This is a genomic window from Sphingobium sp. LMC3-1-1.1, assembly GCF_040676285.1.
Taxonomy (GTDB): Bacteria; Pseudomonadota; Alphaproteobacteria; order Sphingomonadales; family Sphingomonadaceae; genus Sphingobium.
The window spans coordinates 31,265-51,242 of the sequence record NZ_JBEGHQ010000045.1 but is presented as its reverse complement, the minus strand read 5'-3'; the positions used below and the strand labels follow the sequence as shown (position 1 = coordinate 51,242).

13 protein-coding genes are annotated in these 19,978 nt (G+C 64.9%); 2 read left to right on the top strand and 11 right to left on the bottom strand.

Features of this window, described 5'->3' with window-relative positions:
- Positions 1-56: 56 nt before the first annotated feature.
- Positions 57-4,223: a DNA-directed RNA polymerase subunit beta gene (gene rpoB / locus MRBLMC3_RS17740; protein WP_363739449.1), complete on the bottom strand. Its 4,167-nt coding sequence runs from the start codon at positions 4,221-4,223 to the stop codon at positions 57-59.
- Positions 4,224-4,584: 361 nt separating this feature from the next.
- On the opposite strand from rpoB, the gene MRBLMC3_RS17735 reads away from it, so the two are divergent.
- A complete protein-coding gene (locus MRBLMC3_RS17735) occupies positions 4,585-6,918 on the top strand; it encodes a TonB-dependent receptor (RefSeq protein ID WP_363830936.1) in 2,334 nt (777 codons plus the stop codon).
- Here the strand turns inward: MRBLMC3_RS17735 and MRBLMC3_RS17730 are convergent.
- A complete protein-coding gene (locus MRBLMC3_RS17730; protein WP_363830933.1) occupies positions 6,898-8,097 on the bottom strand; it encodes an MFS transporter in 1,200 nt (399 codons plus the stop codon). The genes MRBLMC3_RS17735 and MRBLMC3_RS17730 overlap by 21 nt on opposite strands.
- 125 nt (positions 8,098-8,222) lie before the next feature.
- Here MRBLMC3_RS17730 and MRBLMC3_RS17725 point away from each other — a divergent pair, with 125 nt between their 5' ends.
- A complete protein-coding gene (locus MRBLMC3_RS17725) occupies positions 8,223-9,320 on the top strand; it encodes a helix-turn-helix transcriptional regulator (protein WP_363753174.1) in 1,098 nt (365 codons plus the stop codon).
- Between the two features lie 19 nt (positions 9,321-9,339).
- On the opposite strand, the gene MRBLMC3_RS17720 is transcribed toward MRBLMC3_RS17725, so the two are convergent.
- The 9 genes from MRBLMC3_RS17720 to hflK form a co-directional block, all read right to left on the bottom strand.
- The gene (locus MRBLMC3_RS17720; RefSeq protein ID WP_363830930.1) at positions 9,340-10,674 is read right to left on the bottom strand and encodes a cell wall hydrolase; all 1,335 of its coding nucleotides are present in this window, start codon (positions 10,672-10,674) and stop codon (positions 9,340-9,342) included.
- Between the two features lie 30 nt (positions 10,675-10,704).
- Positions 10,705-11,622, bottom strand: a complete 918-nt coding sequence (gene cysK, locus MRBLMC3_RS17715; RefSeq protein ID WP_363739458.1) for a cysteine synthase A — start codon at positions 11,620-11,622, stop codon at positions 10,705-10,707.
- The gene (locus MRBLMC3_RS17710; protein WP_363830928.1) at positions 11,619-12,923 is read right to left on the bottom strand and encodes an MFS transporter; all 1,305 of its coding nucleotides are present in this window, start codon (positions 12,921-12,923) and stop codon (positions 11,619-11,621) included. Before MRBLMC3_RS17710 ends, cysK begins: the two co-directional genes overlap by 4 nt.
- Positions 12,924-13,097: 174 nt before the next feature.
- Positions 13,098-13,619: a hypothetical protein gene (locus MRBLMC3_RS17705; RefSeq protein ID WP_363739462.1), complete on the bottom strand. Its 522-nt coding sequence runs from the start codon at positions 13,617-13,619 to the stop codon at positions 13,098-13,100.
- Positions 13,620-13,948: 329 nt separating this feature from the next.
- Positions 13,949-14,377 carry a hypothetical protein gene (locus MRBLMC3_RS17700; protein WP_363830924.1) on the bottom strand — a complete coding sequence of 143 codons (429 nt, stop codon included), beginning with the start codon at positions 14,375-14,377 and terminating at the stop codon, positions 13,949-13,951.
- A 16-nt stretch (positions 14,378-14,393) separates the two neighbouring features.
- Positions 14,394-16,019, bottom strand: coding sequence for a helicase HerA-like domain-containing protein (locus tag MRBLMC3_RS17695; protein WP_363830921.1), 1,626 nt, complete (start codon positions 16,017-16,019; stop codon positions 14,394-14,396).
- 143 nt (positions 16,020-16,162) lie between these two features.
- Entirely contained in the window at positions 16,163-17,671 is a 1,509-nt protein-coding gene (locus MRBLMC3_RS17690; protein ID WP_363739468.1) for a Do family serine endopeptidase, read from the bottom strand.
- 110 nt (positions 17,672-17,781) lie between these two features.
- Positions 17,782-18,627, bottom strand: coding sequence for a protease modulator HflC (gene hflC, locus MRBLMC3_RS17685; protein ID WP_363739470.1), 846 nt, complete (start codon positions 18,625-18,627; stop codon positions 17,782-17,784).
- Positions 18,627-19,754 carry an FtsH protease activity modulator HflK gene (hflK, locus tag MRBLMC3_RS17680; RefSeq protein ID WP_363830918.1) on the bottom strand — a complete coding sequence of 376 codons (1,128 nt, stop codon included), beginning with the start codon at positions 19,752-19,754 and terminating at the stop codon, positions 18,627-18,629. Before hflK ends, hflC begins: the two co-directional genes overlap by 1 nt.
- Positions 19,755-19,978: the final 224 nt, after the last annotated feature.

The following is a 19,978-nucleotide window of genomic DNA, read 5'->3' as shown; positions in this document are numbered from 1 at the left end:
ATTCTGTGGCGAGGACAGGGGAGGGCACTGTCTTCGGGAGACGGCGCCTGGCACCCTTATTCCGCCGCCTGCGCGAAGCCGTCGCCGTCTTCCTCGACCTCGTCCATCGCGGCGAGTTCGACGTTGAGGCCCAGCGAGCGCATTTCCTTGACCAGCACGTTGAAGCTTTCGGGGATGCCGGCCTCGAACGTGTCGTCGCCCTTGACGATCGCCTCGTAGACCTTCGTACGGCCGACCACGTCGTCCGACTTCACCGTCAGCATTTCCTGCAGCGTGTAGGCGGCACCATAGGCCTGGAGCGCCCACACCTCCATTTCACCGAAGCGCTGGCCGCCGAACTGCGCCTTACCGCCCAGCGGCTGCTGGGTGACGAGGCTGTAGGGGCCGATGGAGCGTGCGTGGATCTTGTCGTCGACCAGGTGGTGCAGCTTCAGCATGTAGATGATGCCGACAGTGACCTTGCGGTCGAACTTGTCGCCCGTGCGCCCGTCGAACAGGTCCGACTGACCCGACGAGTGCAGGCCGGCCAGCTCCAGCATCGCCGACACGTCCGCTTCGCGGGCGCCGTCGAACACCGGGGTCGCCATCGGCACGCCGCGGGCAAGATGTTCGGCAAGATCGACGATCTGCTCGGCCGTGCGGCCTTCGATCTGGTCGGCATATTGCGGACCATAGGTCTCAAGCAGACGGGTCTTGACCGCATCCGGCATCTCGCCGCCCTGCGCGTTCGGATTGGCTTCACGCCAGTCCTCCAGCGCATGCTTGAGCTGCTGGCCAAGGCCGCGGGCAGCCCAGCCGAGATGCGTCTCGAAGATCTGCCCCACGTTCATGCGCGACGGCACGCCCAGCGGATTGAGCACGATGTCGACATGGGTGCCGTCCTCCAGGAACGGCATGTCCTCGATCGGCAGGATGCGCGAGATGACGCCCTTGTTGCCGTGACGGCCGGCCATCTTGTCGCCCGGCTGCAGCTTGCGCTTCACCGCGACGAAGACCTTGACCATCTTCAGGACGCCCGGGGGCAGTTCGTCGCCACGCTGCAGCTTGTCGACGCGATCCTCGAACTTCTCGACGATCAGCTTCACCGCTTCGTCATACTGCGCCTTGACGGCTTCGATGCCGGCCTGGCGGGTATCGTCAGCGACCGCGAACTTCCACCATTCATGACGCTCGACTTCGCCCAGCAGGGCCTCGTCGATCTCGATGCCCTTGCGCACGCCCTTGGGTGCGGCGGTGGCCGTCTGGCCCAGCAGCATTTCCTGCAGGCGGTTGAAGGTCGCGCGGTTGAGGATGGCGCGTTCGTCCTCGCGGTCCTTGGCGAGGCGGTCGATTTCCTCCCGCTCGATCGCCATGGCGCGCTCGTCCTTGTCGATACCGTGGCGGTTGAAGACGCGGACTTCGACGACGGTGCCAGCAACGCCCGGCGGCAGGCGCAGCGAGGTGTCGCGCACGTCGCTCGCCTTTTCACCGAAGATCGCGCGGAGCAGCTTTTCTTCCGGGGTCATCGGCGATTCACCCTTGGGGGTGATCTTACCGACCAGGATATCGCCCGGCTCCACCTCGGCGCCGATATAGACGATGCCCGCCTCGTCGAGGTTGCGCAGCGCTTCCTCGCCGACGTTCGGGATGTCGCGGGTGATGTCTTCCGGACCCAGCTTGGTGTCGCGGGCCATGACCTCGAACTCCTCGATATGGATCGAGGTGAAGACGTCGTCCTTCACGATCCGCTCGGAGATCAGGATGGAGTCTTCATAGTTGTAGCCGTTCCAGGGCATGAACGCGACCAGCGTGTTGCGGCCCAGCGCCAGCTCGCCAAACTCGGTCGACGGACCGTCGGCGATGACGTCGCCGGCCTCGATCAGGTCGCCCACCTTCACCAGCGGACGCTGGTTGATGCAGGTGTCCTGGTTGGAGCGCTGGAACTTCTGCAGCGTGTAGATGTCCACGCCCGACTGGCCGGGTTCGATGTCGCCGGTGGCGCGGATCACGATACGGGTCGCGTCGACCTGGTCGATGATGCCCGCACGGCGAGCGGCAATCGCGGCACCGGAGTCCCGCGCAACCGTGCCTTCCATGCCGGTGCCGACGAACGGCGCCTCGGCCCGGACCAGCGGCACGGCCTGACGCTGCATGTTCGATCCCATGAGCGCGCGGTTGGCGTCATCGTTTTCCAGGAACGGAATGAGCGAGGCCGCAACCGACACCAGCTGCTTGGGGCTGACGTCCATCAGGGTGATGTGGTCCTTGGGCGCCATCAGGAACTCGCCCGCTTCACGCGCCGAGATCAGGTCTTCGGCCAGCGTGCCGTCGGGGTTCAGTTCGGCGTTCGCCTGCGCGATGGTGTGCTTGGCCTCCTCCATCGCCGACAGATAGACGACGTCGTTCGTCACCTTGCCGTCGATCACCTTGCGGTAGGGCGTTTCGATGAAGCCATATTTGTTTACCCGGCTGAACGTGGCCAGCGAGTTGATCAGGCCGATGTTCGGGCCTTCGGGCGTTTCGATCGGGCAGATACGGCCATAATGGGTCGGGTGAACGTCGCGGACTTCGAAGCCGGCGCGCTCGCGGGTCAGACCGCCCGGCCCAAGCGCCGACACGCGGCGCTTGTGGGTGACTTCCGACAGCGGGTTGGTCTGGTCCATGAACTGCGAAAGCTGCGAGGAACCGAAGAACTCGCGCACCGCGGCCACGGCGGGCTTCGCGTTGATGAGGTCGTTCGGCATCACCGTCGACACGTCGACGCTCGACATGCGCTCCTTGACGGCGCGTTCCATGCGCAGCAGGCCGACGCGATACTGGTTTTCCAGCAGCTCGCCCACCGAACGCACGCGGCGGTTGCCGAGATTGTCGATATCGTCGATCTCGCCCTTGCCGTCCTTCAGGTTCACCAGTTCCTTGACCACGGCGAGGATATCCTCGGTGCGGAGCGTGGTGACGGTATCCTCGGCGTCGAGGTCGAGGCGCATGTTGAGCTTCACGCGGCCCACGGCCGAGAGGTCATAGCGCTCCGGATCGAAGAACAGGCCGGCGAAGAGGGCTTCGGCGGTTTCCTTCGTCGGCGGTTCGCCAGGGCGCATCACGCGGTAGATGTCGGCCAGCGCCTGATCGCGTTCCTCGGCCTTGTCGGCCTTCAGCGTGTTGCGAATCCAGGGGCCGGTGGTGACATGGTCGATGTCGAGCAGTTCGAGACGGTCGATGCCCGCCTTGTCCAGCTTCTCGAGATTCTCCGGCGACACTTCGTCGCCCGCCTCGATGTAGATTTCACCGGTCGACTCGTTGATCAGGTCATAGGCGCTGTAGCGGCCATAGACTTCCTCGGTCGGGATCAGCAGCGTTTCCAGGCCGTCCTTCTCCGCCTTGTTGGCGGCGCGGGGCGAAATCTTGTGACCGGCGGCGAACACGACCTCGCCCGACTTGGCATCGACGATGTCGAAGGCCGGCTTCTGGCCGCGCCACGCCTCGGCGGTGAACGGGATCTGCCAGCCGCCTTCGCCGCGGACGAAGGTCACCTTGTTGTAGAAATAGCCCAGCATGTCCTCGGGCGTCAGGCCCAGCGCATAGAGCAGCGCCGTCACCGGCAGCTTGCGCTTGCGGTCGATGCGGACGTTGACGATGTCCTTGGCGTCGAATTCGAAGTCGAGCCACGAACCGCGATAGGGAATGACGCGGGCGGCGAACAGATATTTGCCCGAAGAGTGGGTCTTGCCCCGGTCATGGTCGAACAGAACGCCCGGCGAACGGTGCATCTGCGACACGATGACGCGTTCGGTGCCGTTGACGATGAAGGTGCCGTTCTGCGTCATGAGCGGCATGTCGCCCATGTACACATCCTGCTCCTTGATATCCAGGACGGAGCGGGTTTCGGTGTCGGCGTCCACCTCGAACACGATGAGGCGCAGCGTGACGCGCATCGGCGCCGCATAGGTGATGCCGCGCTGGCGGCATTCCTCGACGTCATATTTCGGGTCTTCCAGCTCGTAATGGACGAAATCCATTTCGGCGGTGCCGGCGAAGTCGCGGATCGGGAAGACCGAGCGCAGGGTCTTTTCCAGGCCGGAGACATAGCCGATCGAGGGGTCGGAACGGAGGAACTGCTCATAGCTCTCCCGCTGGACTTCGATCAGGTTGGGCATCTGCACCACTTCGTGGATGTCGCCGAATACCTTTCTGATGCGCTTCTTCGCGCCGGTATTGCTGATCGTGGGGAGAGCTTTGGTCGCCATTGCGTATCCTGCCTGGTTGTTCGTCGCATTTTTTCGCATCGCAGCGAAAATTCAGCCTGGCCTGTCGATTTCCGGGGTGATTCGCCCCTTCATCGCCACGCAAAAAAGTGCGGGCCGGGACTGTCCGATCCGCACTGTCAGCGTCTTGTGACCCGCCGTTTTCGCCCAATCCCGCCGGTTCCGTGCGCTAAAAACGAAACCAGTCCCCGGGCGATCCGGGGGACGGTCCCAACTTCACCCGAAGGCGTTGCAGGGGCCGGATTTGAACAGCCCATATAGGACCGGCACCGTCCTTTGTGAAGGGGGTAAGCGCCTGATTCCGACTGGTTGCCGCATCAGGTCGTTGCTGTAGAGAGATCGGGTGATTCCCGCCCGCTTTCAACCCCTTCCATTCCTGGCGCGCCTGTTCGTGCATATGTGCTGCCCGTTCGCGCTGGCCATGGCGGCACCTGTCATGGCGCAGGAGGAAGAAGCCGGGCGGCATGTGGCTGACTCAAGGACGGTCCTGGTCACCGCACGCCGCGTGGCCGAGGCGGAGCAAAGCGTTCCGATCAGCCTCGTTCGCCTTGATGCGGTCGAACTGGAACGGCGCGGCATTGCCCGGCTGGCGGATCTGAGCGGCGTCGTGCCTCAGCTCAGCACGCCGACATTGGGCGCGTTCGGTGCGCAGGAGCCGATCATGCGCGGCGTCTTCTCTCCCATCGGGGCCGCGACGGTCGGCCTCTATGTGGATGATGTCCCGGTCCAGATCCGGTCGCTGGAGGTGGCGGGCAATCCCGACCTGCGCCGCTTCGACCTCGATCGGGTGGAGGTGATGCGTGGTCCGCAGGGCACGCTGTTCGGGGCCGATTCCATGGGCGGCACGATCCGCGCCCTGACCCGGCAACCCCGGCTGGAGGGTTGGGAACTGCGCGCCAGCGGCGAACTTGCGTCCGTCGCCGGAGGGGGGCTGAACCGGGAGGCGCAGGCGGCGCTGGGCGGCGCCCTGTTGCCTGGCCGGATCGGCGCGCGCGTCAGCGCTTATTATCGCCGCGATGCGGGTGTCGTCGATCGGTTCGATCCCGCGTCGGGCGCGCTGATCGAGAAGAATGTCGATCATGACGCGGCGATGGCCCTGCGTTTTGCCGCCAAGATGGCTCTTGGCGAGCGGCTGGAGCTGACGCCGTCATTATTCTACCAGCGGACGGCAAGAGGCGACCTGCCCTTTTACGAAAGCGGCCTTGGCCCCTTCCGTCAGTCCGCCAGCCTGCGTCAGCCGGGTCGCGACCGCTTCCTGTTGCCCAGCCTGACAGCGCGGCTGGAACTGGACGGCGCCACGCTCACCAGCGTCACCGCATGGCTGGATCGCCGCAACCGCCAGATCGTCGACTATTCCGGATATTTCGGGGAGATCGTCCTGGGCGGCATGATACCCGGCATCCGCACGCCGGGCGGCAGCTATAGCCGGACGACCGTCGACCAGTCCGTTTTCACGCAGGAGCTGCGCATGGCTTCGGCTGACCCGCAGGCGCCCCTTCGCTGGCTCATCGGCGGTTTCTACAGCCGGTCGCGGATCGTCATGGAACAGCGTGTCGTGGAACCGGGGATCGTCGATCTGGCGCAATCGCAGCTCGGCCTGTCGGTCGAGGAGATTTTCGGCCTGCCGCTTCTTCCCGGCGGACAGAGCTATCATAGCCGCCAGCAGATCGGTGAGCGTACGCTGGCGGCTTTCGCGCAGGCGAACTGGACATTCGCGCCCGGCTGGGAGGCGACGGGCGGCCTGCGTCTGTCGCATGATCCATTGCGCTTTCGCCTGATGTCGGAAGGGCCTTTTGCCGGCGGCCGCAACGTCACCGGGCCAAGGCGTCAAAGCGACACGCCCCTCATCCCCTATGCCAGCCTGTCTTGGCGGCCGGGGAAAGACAGCCTGATCTATCTGAGCGCGGGCAAGGGCTTTCGCGCCGGAGGGACCAATGGAACGGTGCCGGCGACCAGTTGCGCCGCCGATCTTTCGGCTCTGGGCCGTGCCGCCGCGCCGGACAGCTATGGCTCGGATGCGCTCTGGAGCTATGAGCTGGGGGTGAAGGCCGGCTTGGCCGATCAGCGGCTTCGCCTGTCGCTGGCGGCCTTTCGGATCGACTGGCGACGGATACAGCAGTCCGTTACCTTGCCCCATTGCGGCTTTTCCTATGTCGATAATCTGGGCGCGGCACGGAACCGCGGCGTTGAGCTCGCCCTGCAGGCCGAGCCGTTGCGGCGGCTGGCGCTGGATTTCTCCCTTGGCTTCGTCGATGCGCGCTTCCGCCGCAATGTCGGCCTTCCCGGCGCGGCGATCGTCGCCGTGGGGGACCGCATTCCCTATGTGCCGCGCTGGTCCGCGACAATGGCGGCGGAATATGGCCTGACCCTGCCGGGGCGTCTGGAAGGATTCGTCCGGACCGAATGGCGGCATGCGGGGCGCATCCGCCGCGCGCCCTCGACCCGGTCGATCGCCTATGATCCGCGGGTCTATGCCGGCGAGGCAAGCGACCTTCTGTTCCTGCGCGTCGGGCTGGGCCGCGACGGCTGGCAATTGTCGGTTTTTGCCGACAATCTGCTCGACAGCAGGACGCCGCTCTATCGCAATGCGGATCTGGTGCCGGTGACCGGATCACCGCTGCGCGAAATGGCGCAACGGCCGCGCACCCTTGGCCTGTCAGCCAGCATCGGCCTTTGATGGGCGCACCGATGCGATCAGAGGCGCCGCCGCCAGCGCCAGCGCGGCGTAAACCGTTATGGGCAGGGCATAGCCGCCGCCCGCCGCGCGCATCTGGTCCGTCCAGAGCGGCGCGAGCGCGCCCAGCAGGCTGACGACCGCGGTGTTGAGGCCAAGCAGTCGCGGGAACGCTTCGGCTTCTGTCAATTCGGCCAGCAGCATCGATCCCGACTGGCCCGGCAGCGCGCTCCCGACCCCCCAGAGCAGGACGAACAGCCAGACGCCCGCCCCGTCCCTCATGCCGGCGCCCAGCAGTGTCGCGGTTCCCATCGCCAGCAGCAGCGCCGTTGCGAGCAGGCTCCGCCGTGCGCCAAGCCGGTCCGCCAGCATGCCACCCGTCAGCAGCGCCGGCAGGCCGAGCAGATTGGCGCTGCTATAGGCCAGCACGGCACTGGACTGGCCGAAGCCCTGTTCCATCAGCCTGTCCACCGCCGCGAACAGCACTCCGTTGATGGCAAGCTGCAACAGGGTCAGCGCCAGCAGCAGCCGGAGGAAGTTCGCGTTCAGCAGGGCGGGGCGGATCGGGTTCCTATCCGCCGGTTTGCCCTCCGCGTCCGTCCGCTGGCCCGGGACGAGCAGGACCAGCAGCGGGCAGGCCAGCAGGATCGTCCCGACGCATAGCAGCATGGCGATGCGCCAGTCCCAATGCGCCATGGCGGCACCGACGAATGGCGGCACGATCGCGCCCGCGATGACGGCGGCGCCCAGGAAGACCGCGAGGGCCAGGCCGCGCCGTCGCGCATGATGCCGGGTGATGACGGCGATGCCCGGCACGATGGTCGATGCACCGACGCCAAGGCCCGACAACGCCATGCCGGCCATCAGGGCAGGCCGCTGTTGCGCCATGGCCGCCAGCGCGAAACCGGATGCGCTGAACAGGATGCCGGTCAGCAGCAACGGCCGGATGCCCAGCCTTTCCAGGGCCCAACCGGCCGCCAGGCTGGCAAGGCTCATCGCCAGCAGGAACAGGGTGATGCCGCCGCCGACGCTTCCGAAATCGGCTGCCATGCCGGGCAGGAGCACGCCCAGCGACATCAGTGTGCAGCCTTGCACCAGCAAGGTGATGGCCGCCAATGCGAAGACCGGAAGCCAGCCGCCGTATTTTGAACGGCCGGGGAGGGGGGGCGGATTGCGCGGCACGGCGGCAGCATTATCTGATTTTTCAGCGATTTGAATGGCCGAATGTCTGATCTGTGCAATGCGGCAAAGCAGAGTTGCGTATATTCCGCGTCGAGGGGGAAATTGGTAAATTTTGGGGCAGGGCTGTGATCCGCACGGAGGATATCTACGACGCTGCGATCGATGATGCGGCGTTCGGCCGGCTGGCTTTGACGCTGGCCGATGCGCTCGGTGCCCGTTCGGGCGTCCTGCATTGGGGACGCACCCCCCAGCATATCGCCGAAATTTCCTATTCCGGCTATTTTTCCGAAGCGCAGATGGCGCTTTATGACGAAGAGTTCCAGGGCGACGACCTATGGGGTATCGCGCTGGAGCGGGCCGAGACGGTCAATCGCGTCTGGAATGTCGAGGCTCTTGTTCCGGCCCCGACCTATGAGGCCAGCCGGATCTACAATGAGTGGATCAGGGGAATGGGCGACGACACCTTCCATTGCCTGGGCGGCGTGATCCAGAAGGATGGGACGACGGGGCATATCGGCCTGCATCGCGGCCGCGCGCAACAACCCTTCAGCGAAGCGGAACTGCGTGCGGTGCAAGACAGTATCGATCATATCGGCCGCATGTTCGCGATCCGCAGCAAGCTGGACCGCGCGCGCCATTATGGCCGGTCCCTGCATGCGACGCTCGACATGGTGGGTCATGCCGTCTTTACCCTTCGTCCCAATGGCGCGCTGATCGACTGCAATCATCTGGCCGACCTGCTTCTCCGCCGGGGCGACGCGCTCAGCTTGCGCCAGCGACAGCTGAAGGCGCTTGATCCGCGCGACGATGAAGCGCTGCAGACGGCGTTCCGCGCGGCGGCGGCGCGGCAGGGCGGGCAGGCAAGCGCCATCTTCGTCCACCGCGACCAGGGCCTGCCCTATGTGCTCTCGATCGCCGCGCTGCGGGTCGGCATGGAACGGCAGATCGTCGTCATCGCCACCGATCCCACCGACCGGGACATGAGCCTCGCCAGCCGCATCCGCGCGCTCTACGGCCTCACCAAAGCGGAGGCGGATGTGGCCGAGGCGCTCTGCCGCGGGCAGGGACTGGAGGAACTGTCGCAGGAACGCGGCGTGGCGCTCAACACGGTGCGGACGCAGATCAAGAACATCTATGTGAAGCTGGACTGCAGCCGCCAGTCCGAACTGGTCGCCCGCATCGGCGCGCTGCCGCGCCTCGGGATATTCGACGAAACGGAATAGGAGAGGACCCAGTCCCGCTTCAGGGCTTGGCAGGAGGCGTGACGGCCGGCGGGGGCGGCGTGATCTTCACCACTTCAAACCGCTCCTTCCGGCGCACGCCCGCCAGTTCCGGCGCAGTGGCGGGCGGGGGTGGAGCCGCCGCCTTCGGGTTCCGCTGAAGCATGCATTCATCCTTCTTGCCGCGCGGCGTCTGAAGACAATTCCAGAGCGCGCGCTGCAATCCCGTGGCGCTGTTGTGGATATAGGCGAAGGCCATGCTTTCCATCTGGTCGCCCGACAAGGGCAGGCCGCCCGGCGCGGTTCCCATCCGCCACGCCATGATCCGGCATTCCGGGCGTCCGGCGCAGAAGGTCTGCGCCATGGCGGGCCAATTGTCGGGGGAGGTGGCACGTCCCAGCTCGACCAGGAAGCTCCTGGCCCCCGGCGCGATGGCGATCAGCCGCACGCCGGCCATTGTCCGGCCCAGCGAATCCGTCCCGATCATCTGCTGGGGCCGGGCGGCGAGATCGGCCACAGTTCCGCCAGCCAGGACGAGCGGCGACGGGCCGGCAGGCGCATCCGGATCCCCCTGATGCGCGGCTGAAAGGCGCGCAATGCGCTGCACCAGCGGTTCGCCGTCCTCGCCTGCCCGACGGAAGGCGGGGGGCGTCCCCCACCAGCCACGCCAGCGGAAGAAAAGATGCGAGCCTACCGCCGTGATCTTGTCCAGACTGCCGCTCCAATAGGGCACGACCCAATCGGTGTGGTAATGGGTGGCATAGCCGACTGGCTTGTACACCTTGCCCGCCAGTGCCGACCGCGCAATGTCCCGCGCCCTTTCCCAGGCCGCCTGCGTTGGCGATCGGGCAAGCGCGCCGTCGCAGGTGAAGGTGAACTGACACCCCGTAGCGCGTTCCTGTCCCTGGAAGACCACGCCGCAGACCGTCTTGGGAAAGGCGGGATGCCGTACGCGGTTCAGCACGACCTGCGCGACGGCACGCTCGCCCACGGCATCATCGCCAGCCTCATAGAGTTGCGCGGCGGCCAGACAGTCCGTGGCGCGGGCGAAATCGATGGGCGAGCCGGAGAAAAGGAAGGGCCGCGCCGCGGGGTTGGGAAGGCGGGAAAAGGGGATGGTGGCGTTGAACGCCCGCGCCTGATCACGGCCCAGCGCATAGATTTCCGTCGGCGCCACCAGGGGTGGCGGGCTTGGCGCGTGCGCGGGCCGCACCGCTGCGGCCGCTTCCCGCCGCGGCTTGTTCAGGGGTATGCGCGTCTCCCACATGGCGACGAAAGCCGGAAGGCCGACGAACAGCATGAGCCAGAGCAGCCACATCAGGCGATGCGGCTGGCTGGTGAGATGTGCGTCGGTCATGCCCGGTCCGGCTCTCGCCTGCTTCCGGCTTTATTCGGGCAGGAAGTCGGGCACCGACAGATAGCGTTCGCCGGTGTCATAATTGAAGCCCAGAACGCGGCTGCCCGCCGGCAGTTCCGGCAGCTTCTGGTGAATGGCGGCCAGTGTCGCGCCGGACGAAATGCCGACCAGCACGCCTTCCTCCCGCGCGGCGCGGCGGGCGAACTCCTTGGCGTCGGCGGGATCGACCTGGATCACGCCATCCAGCAACTGGGTATGGAGGTTCGCCGGGATGAAGCCCGCGCCGATGCCCTGGATCGGGTGCGGGCCGGGCTGCCCGCCGCTGATGACATGGGACAGGGTCGGCTCGACAGCATAGACCTTGAGGTGGGGCCAAAGCTGTTTCAGTACCTGCGCGACGCCCGTGATATGGCCGCCGGTGCCGACGCCCGTGATCAGCGCGTCAAGCGGCGCGTCGACGAAATCCGTGGCGATTTCCTGCGCGGTGGTGCGCACATGCACGTCGATGTTCGCCGGATTCTCGAACTGCTGGGGCATCCAGCTATTGGGCGTCTGGTCGACCAGCTCCAGCGCGCGCTCGATCGCGCCCTTCATGCCCTTCTCACGCGGCGTCAGGTCGAAGCTGGCGCCATAGGCCAGCATCAGCCGGCGGCGTTCCAGGCTCATGCTCTCTGGCATGACGAGGATCAGCTTGTACCCCTTGACCGCCGCCACCATGGCCAGTCCGACACCGGTGTTGCCGGACGTCGGCTCGATGATGGTGCCGCCCGGTTTCAGGTCGCCCGACGCCTCGGCCGCTTCGATCATGGCGAGGGCGATTCGGTCCTTGATCGATCCGCCAGGGTTGGAGCGTTCGGACTTGATCCAGACTTCGGCGTCGCCGAACAGCCGGTTGACGCGGATATGCGGCGTGTTGCCGATGGTTTCCAAGATACTGGATGCCTTCATTGCACTTTCTCCTGCGTGGGCTCGGCCGCCCTTGTTTCGGGTGGGTCGAAGGTACGGGCAAGGCGGAGTTCTGGAAAGAGCTTCGCCCAGATAAGCGTGATCATTATGGCGCCGATGCCGCCGCTGATCACCGCCGCGACCGGGCCGACCAGCGCGGCAAGAAAGCCGGACTCGGCCTCGCCCAGTTCATTGGAGGCGGAAATGGTGAGTTGCGACAGGCTGGACACGCGGCCGCGCATCTGGTCGGGCGTGTGGAGCTGGATCAGCGATTGGCGGACATAGACCGACACCATGTCAGCCGATCCCAGCAGGATCAGCGCACCGATCCCGACTTCCGGCGCAATGGCGCGCGGCAGGAAGGCGGTGGAACCGAAGATGATGGTGGCGATGCCGAACAGGATGACCGCGCCCAGCATCTTGAGCCCGACCTCCGTCTTCATCGGGCGAAAGGAAAAGAAGAGCGCGGTGACGCCCGCGCCGATGCCGGGCGAGGCGGCAAGATGGCCCAGGCCCGCCGATCCGACATGCAATATGTCGCGGGCATAGACCGGCAGCAAGGCGGTCGCGCCGGCCAGCAGCACGGCGAACAGGTCAAGCGTGATGGTCGCCAGCACCAGCCGGTTGGTGCGGACATAGGTCAGGCCGTCGATCATCTGGCGCACCGGGTGGCGGGTGGCATCGCGGGGCGGCTGGGGAACAGGACCGATCAGCAGCATGCAGAGCAGGGCGACAGCGTACAGGCCCGACGCCATCGCATAGGCGCCCCAGGGCTGCATGGCATAGGCATAGCCGCCCAGCGCCGGACCGGCGATCATCCCCGTCTGCCAGACGACGCTTGAAATGGCGATGGCGTTGGGCAGCACCTCGCGGGGCACCAGATTGGGGGCGAGCGCACTGTAGGCCGGGCCGTTGAAGGCGCGGGCAACACCGACGATCGCCGCGATGCCGAAGATCAGCGGCAGGCTGACCCAGCCCTGATAAGTCGCAAAGGCCAGGGTTCCCGACGCCAGCACCAGCAGAAACAGGGTGCAGCGGGTAATCATGCGGCGGTCGAAATGGTCGGCCACCCAGCCCGTCACGGGAGTCAGGAAGAAGAGCGGCAGGAACTGGGCCAGCCCGATCAGGCCAAGCTGCGCGGAAGCCGCGCCCGTGCTCATCGTCTCGCGCGCGACATTATAGGCTTGCCAGGCCAGCACGATCATCATGCCATATTGCGCCAGCACGGCCGTCAGCCGACCCAGCAGATAAGCCCGAAAATTGCCGAAGCGCAGGGGATGGACGGGAATGGAGGGACTTCGCATGCGCTCTCCTTAGCGCTTGCACAATGATCCCCGCAACCACAGCGACAACGGAAAGGCGCAGCAATATTTGGGGCGGTGAAGGCTTGGCTTTAGGCGGCGTGGAGGGCGTTGGGACGGGAGGTTTGGATCATTTGTGGACGTCCACCGGCGGAAGCCTCTGCCCCAAAAGCGCGTTCAAGGTTGCTGATTGGAAGGAGGTTCGGTGCTAAATTCCTCACCTCCAATGATGGATGAAAGGGGATTTGACCCTGCAGGCACTAATACCCCACCGTCCAACCGCTTTTTAAATAAGCGATGAAGCCAAGGGATGTCGGAGAATATTCTGTGTGTCACGTCAGCTTCTGATGTGGAAATAAAATAACGTATTTTGAAGGTTTTGTTCAAATAATCTATCGATTCCGGATGATCCAAATTGGTGAACTTGACTGTAGTAGGGGTGGTTTCTCCATAAAATTCAAGGGCTATTTTGCTATTCTTGAAATGTTCAATATGTTCGGCCGCATTTGAACAACCTGCATTACGCTTCATACGCGCAATGATATAGTTGGTTACAGCATCTCCGGTACATCCGTCACCATATGTCAGCCCCTCATCAGGCTCAGCCCGGTAGAGCAACGTAAATGCTTTACCTAATCGTCCCATGTCTATGACAACAGCTTCGCCATGCATCCTTGCACGATAAGGAGCGGTTGCCATCGGACCCGACATCTCTCGCAAGGAAACCCGTCTAACTGCTGATCCAGAAAACTTATGGCCATTAACGTATATTTCTGTTGTTATTCTATAGCTGAATCGAGTTTCTCCGATTGAGCATCCCGACAGGGGCAACAAAAAAGCAAAGGCGAGCATGGAATAGTGAAATGTAGATCGTATTCCCATGCCGGCTTTCGTCCACAATATTTCTAACGAAATTCTATCTTATAACCAAAAAAAGGAGAGGTTAACGAATGTTACCTTGCGGCATTATCGCAATGAAAGCTGCCGGCTCGCTCTCCACCCAAATCAGCCAGCCCGGTAAGGGTTCTTCAGCGATCCGGCTGCAGCAGGATGCCGCTCACCGAACCATTGCGGACCGAGCACACGAAGGGCACGGCGCCGCTGTCGCCAGATGGGCGGACCTCGCCTTCGACTTCCCATCCGGTCGACATGGTGCTGGCGGCGATCCGTCCCAGGATCCTGGCGCCTGGCCCGGCTTCCTCCCGCGCCTTGGCGGCGCAGGCATTGCGTGCTGCCGTCGCTGTCCGGATCGGTCCGTAGCCGGGCGAAACATAGGGTTGGCGCCTTGCGTCGCGCTCGGCCTGGCGGTCGCGGGCGATATCGCTGGCGATCGCGGCGTCCGCAGCGCGGTGGAGGTCGCGATAATCCTGCGCGCGCACGGGCAAGGTCAGTGCCAGGCCCAGTGCGCTCATGGCCACGGCACTCGCGCGCATGGTGAAGATGATCGTCTCTCGCATGATGTTTCTCCCCCGCTTATTTGAACAGGCTGCCCAGGATGCCGCGCACCAGTTGCCCCGCAATTCCGCCCGACCTGCGGCTCGACCCGCCAAAGACCGCGCGGCCCAGTTCATTGGCGACCTGACGCCCGACCGATGAGGCGGCCGAGCGGGTGGCGGACTGGATCGCTTTGTCGAAGGATGATGGCCTGGCGGCTTCGCGCGCGGCGGCGGCGTCCTGCCGGGCCTGTTCCTTGAGTTCAGCCTCGCGCTGTTTGGCCTCGACCTTGGCCTGCGCGGCGGCGGCCCTGTCGGCTTCGGCCTGGGCCTTGGCGGCCTGTGCCGCGGCGACAGCGGCCTGACCTTTCGCGGCAAGGATCTCCTCTGCGGATTCGCGGTTGACCGACATGTCATATTTGCCGGCGCAGGGGGATATGGATTGGATGATCGCCCGTTCCTTCGCATCGAGCGGGCCAAGGCGCGAGCGGGGCGGCGCAATCAATGTGCGCTGGACGATGCCGGGCGATCCGTCCTCCTGCAGCAGCGACACCAGTGCCTCCCCTACCTTGAGTTCGGTGATCGCGGTTTCGACGTTCAGGTCCGGATTGACGCGGAAGGTATCCGCCGCTGCCTTGATCGCCTTCTGGTCGCGGGGGGTGAAGGCGCGCAGGGCGTGCTGCACCCGGTTGCCGAGCTGGCCCGCGACATCCTCCGGAATGTCGATCGGGTTCTGCGTCACGAAATAGACGCCCACGCCCTTGGAGCGGATCAGGCGCACGACCTGCTCGATCTTGTCGGTCAGCGCCTTGGGCGCATCGTCGAAGAGGAGATGGGCCTCGTCGAAGAAGAAGACGAGCACCGGCTTGTCCGGATCGCCCACTTCGGGCAGCGTCTCGAACAGTTCGGAAAGCAGCCAGAGCAGAAAGGTGGCGTAGAGCTTGGGGCTCTGCATCAGCTTGTCGGCGGCCAGGATGTTCACATAGCCGCGCCCTTTCTCGTCGACCTTCAGCATGTCGTGAATGTCGAGCGCCGGCTCGCCGAAGAAATGATCGCCGCCCTGCGCATCAAGCTGAAGCAATTGCCGCTGGATCGCGCCGACGCTGGCCTTGGTCACATTGCCGTAGCGGGCGGAGAGGCTGTCGGCATTTTCGGCGCAATAGGTCAGCATCGCCTGCAGGTCGCCCAGGTCGAGCAGCAGCAGCCCTTCCTCATCGGCATATTTGAAGGCGATGGAAAGCACGCCCTCCTGTGTCTCGTTGAGGTCCATCAGGCGGGAAAGCAGCAGCGGTCCCATTTCGCTGACGGTGGTGCGGATGGGATGTCCCTGTTCGCCATACAGATCCCAGAAGATGGCGGGGTTGTCGGCATAGCTGTAATTGTCGATGCCGATTTCCCGGGCGCGGGCGACCAGCTTATCGGCATTTTTCGCGGTGGGGGAACCGGCCATGGAAATGCCCGCCAGGTCGCCCTTCACATCGGCGAGGAAAACAGGGACGCCCTGCGCGGAGAAGCCCTCGGCAATGCCCTGGAGCGTCACGGTCTTGCCCGTGCCGGTCGCGCCGGCGATCAGCCCGTGGCGGTTGGCCCGGCGCAGGTTCAGCGTCTGGGGGATGCCGCCGTCCTTGTCCGGCGCGCCAAGGCCGATGAAGATGCCGTCGCTCATTTCGCGTCATTCTCCCAAAAGGTGACGGGTCGCGCCCACCGGAGTCTGCCGTCCCTTTGTAGAGGCGAGGCAGCCCTTCCGGCAAGCGCGACCCGTAACGATCGGCTGGTTTTCAGTTCTTTGCCCGACGGGCGGTGCGCGCCTTATTTGTCGCGCAGCCGCACCGGCAGGAACACGGCCGGCTGGCCGCGCCGCAGCACCTGAAGCAGGATCGCGCTGCGGCCTTGCGCCGACACCGCCTTCACCTGCGCGTCGAGTTCCGCCTGGGTGGCGACGGGGCGGTTGTTCGCGGTGATGATGACATCGCCGCGCCGCAGCCCCTTGGCGCCCGCATCGGTCGAACCGTCGACGGCGGTGATCACGATTCCCCGCGTATCGGCCGCGATGCCGAGCTGGCGGATGATGGTCGAGGTCAGCGGAATGGCCGAAATGCCGAGCGACTGCTGGCTGGCCTGCCCGTTGCTGGACGGGTTGTCCGGCTGCTGGCTGAAATCATCGTCCTGGCTCTGGGCGAAGGCGTTGAGTTCGTCTTCCGACGGGCGTTCGCCCACGACCGCCGTCACCGACTGGCGCTGGCCGTTACGCAGCAGCACGATGGGGACGCGCGCGCCGATCGGCTGGGAAGCCACGATGGAGGACAGGTTCTGGTCCGGCGTCACTTCCTGGCCCGCGACGCTGACGATCACGTCGCCCGCCTTGATCCCGGCCTTGTCGGCGCCCTTGCCCGGCTCCACGCCCTGGACGAACTCACCGCGATTCTTGGCGAGACCCAGGGAATCGGCCAGATCCTCGCCCAGAGGGCTGATCTGGATACCCAGATAGCCGCGCTTGACGGCCTGGCCCTTGCGCAGGGTGTCCACAATGGGTGCCGCCTGTTCCGAAGGAATGGCGAAGCCGATGCCGACATTGCCGCCGGAGGGCGAGAGGATCTGGCTGTTGATGCCGATCACATTGCCGCGCATGTCGAACATCGGGCCGCCGCTATTGCCCTGGTTGATCGACGCGTCGGTCTGGATGAACTTGTCGTAGGTGCCCCCGGTGCCGCGATGCACGGCGGAGATGATGCCGGCCGTCACCGTGCCCGACAGGGCGAAGGGATTGCCGATGGCGATCACCCAGTCACCGACGCGCGCCTTGGTGCTGTCGCCGAACTTGACGAAGGGCAGGGCCTTCTTCGGCTCGATCTTGAGCACGGCGATGTCGGTCGCGGGGTCGCGGCCCACCAGCTTGGCGGGATATTCCTCGCTGTTGGTCAGCGTGACGGTGATGGAATCGACGCTCGCGCCTTCCGCTCCGGCCGACACCACATGGTTGTTGGTGACGATATAGCCGTCAGCCGAAATGATGAAGCCCGACCCCAGCGATTGCGCCTGTCGGGTCTGGGGCTTTCCGCCCGGAGCGCCGAACAGGTCGCCAAAGGGCGTGCCGGCAAAGGGGTTCTGCACCTGGACGCGCTGCTTGGTGGAAATGTTGACCACCGCCGGTTGCAGCTTTTCGACCATGTCGGCCAGGCTCGCCGGGGCGCCGGCCGGCGCAGCGGCTTGCATGCCCTCATTCTGGGCGATCTGCGCGCCGACATTCGGGCTGGAGGTAACGGCTATGGCGGTGCCGCCGAGCAGCAGGGCGCCGGTAATGGCATAAGCGTAACGCACTCGTGACGGTCCTCTCATGAACTTGGCGAAGGAAAGGCGGGACTCTGCGATGAGCGGGATGCGCCGCCTAGCCTTAACCCTCATTGAATGACGCTGGTTCCGTAATGAAATCAGTGTCCCTGGAACTGCTTCAGGAAATCATTGTCCCGGGAAAGGACCATCGTGGTCGACCCCTGCCGGTCCGGAGCGAAAGTATAGCGATAGGCCTGCATGGCGCGATAGAAATCATAGAATTGGGCGTCCTTGCCGAAGCTTTCCGAATAGATGCGGGCGGCGTTGGCATCCGCTTCGGCGCGGATGATCTGCGCCTGCTTCGCGCCCTGGGCGCGGATGGTGAGCGCTTCCTGCTCCCGCGCCGTGCGCATGCGGGTGAACGCGCTTTCCAGCGGCGCGCCGTCGGGCAGGTCGGCGCGCTTGATCCGCACATCGACGATCTGCGCGCCATATTGCCGGGCGACGCGATTAAGGCCCGCCTCGATATTGTCCATCACCTGGCCCCGTTCAGGGGAGAGCAGCGCCGCGAAAGGCCGCTTGCCCAGTTCGTTGCGCAGCGCGGAGCCCAGAATCGGGCGCAGCGCGTCCGACACCCGGTCTTCGCTGCCCGCCGCGATGTACATGCGCAGCGGATCGACGATGCGGTACCGGGCGAAGGCGTCGACCTGGAGGCGCAACTGGTCGGTGGAAAGCACCTGCTGCCGCTCCATCTCCACCGACAGGACGCGCTTGTCGATCCAGACGACCTGGTCGATGAACGGCCAGCGCAGGATGATGCCCGCGCCGGTCTTGCCGAAATCCTCGTTCGGGCGATAACGGTTGATGATCTTCTTGGGATCGCCAAAACGCACGATCACGCCCTGCTTGGTTTCGGGCACGATGGCGATGGTGCTGCCGATCAGCAGCAGCGCGGCGATGGCGAGCAGCGCCAGCGCGACGGGATGGCGGACAAGGTTCTGCATCACTGGCCCTCCACGGTCGCGCTGCCCTGCGCGGCAGTGCCCTGCGCCCGGCGCTTGAGTTCGGGAAGGGGCAGATAGGGCGTGACATTGCCGCTTTCGACGATGGTCTTGTCGACGTTCGACAGAACACCCTCCATGGTTTCATAATACATGCGGCGGCGGGTGACGTCGGGCGCGAGCCTGTACTGCTCATAGACCTTGTCGAAGGCGGCGGCTTCACCCTGCGCCTTGGCGGTCACCTGCTGCGCGGCGGCGCGGGCTTCGTTGAGATAGGTCTGCGCCGTCTGCTGCGCCGCGGACACCGCCTTGAACGCGTCGTTGACGGCGGTCGGCGGATCGGCCTGCTTGATCGCGACGCCCTGCACCCGGATGCCGGAACGGTAGCCGTCCAATATTTCCTGCATCCGCTGCTCGACCTGCTGCTCGATCTCGGTACGACCGGCGCCCAGCGCATCCTCCAGGCTGACGCTGGCGACGACGGAGCGCATGGCGCTTTCGGCGACTTCACGCACGGATGAGTCCGGGTCGGAAAGCTGGAACAGGTAAAGTTCCGGGCTGCGGATGTTCCAGCGCACCGAATAGGCGAGGTCGATGATGTTCTGGTCGCCGGTCAGGACCAGATTCTCGCTCTCTGCCCGGGTCGAACCGATGTCTATGGTGCGGATTTCCTCGACATCCACGGTCGTCACATTCTCCAGCGGCGCGGGCAGCGTCAGGCTGATGCCGGGGGAGAGGGTACGGCTGTATTTGCCCAGCAGGGTGACGACGCCGCGCTCCTGCGGACCCACGCGGTGGAAACAGGTCAGGACCAGCCACAGCACCACCAATATGCCGATGGCGGCGGGCCACAGTGCCTTGCCGGACGGGCGTGGCGGCAGATTGCCGAAGCCGCCGCCGCCCTGGCCGAAGCTTTCCTTGCTGCGGCGGAGCAGTTCCTCGATCGCCGAAGGGCCCTTGGCGCCGGGGCGTCCCGGCTGGGTCCAGGGGTTGCGCGGTCCATCGCGCCCCTTGCCTTCGTCGCCCTTGCCCTGGCCGTCACTGCCGTCCGGGCCGTCGCCCTTGCCGCCCCACGGACCCTGGACCATGGCGTTCGCTATGTCCGGTATCCACCCGAAAAATCTCTTCATGCCCTCTCTATAGGTAGGCTCTCCGGCGAAAAACAGTGCCCATCGCAACGATTATTGTTTCGAATGATGTCGGTGGCGAAGAAAAACGGCCGCCTGCCGGTTTCGTCCGATGAGGAAATTCCCTAGATGGCCTGCCATGACTCAGCTTGAAGATTTCGCCGCCCGCCTGAAAACGCTGACCGACGGCCGCGCCAGCGCGCCGCGCCTCAAGGACGGGGTGATGT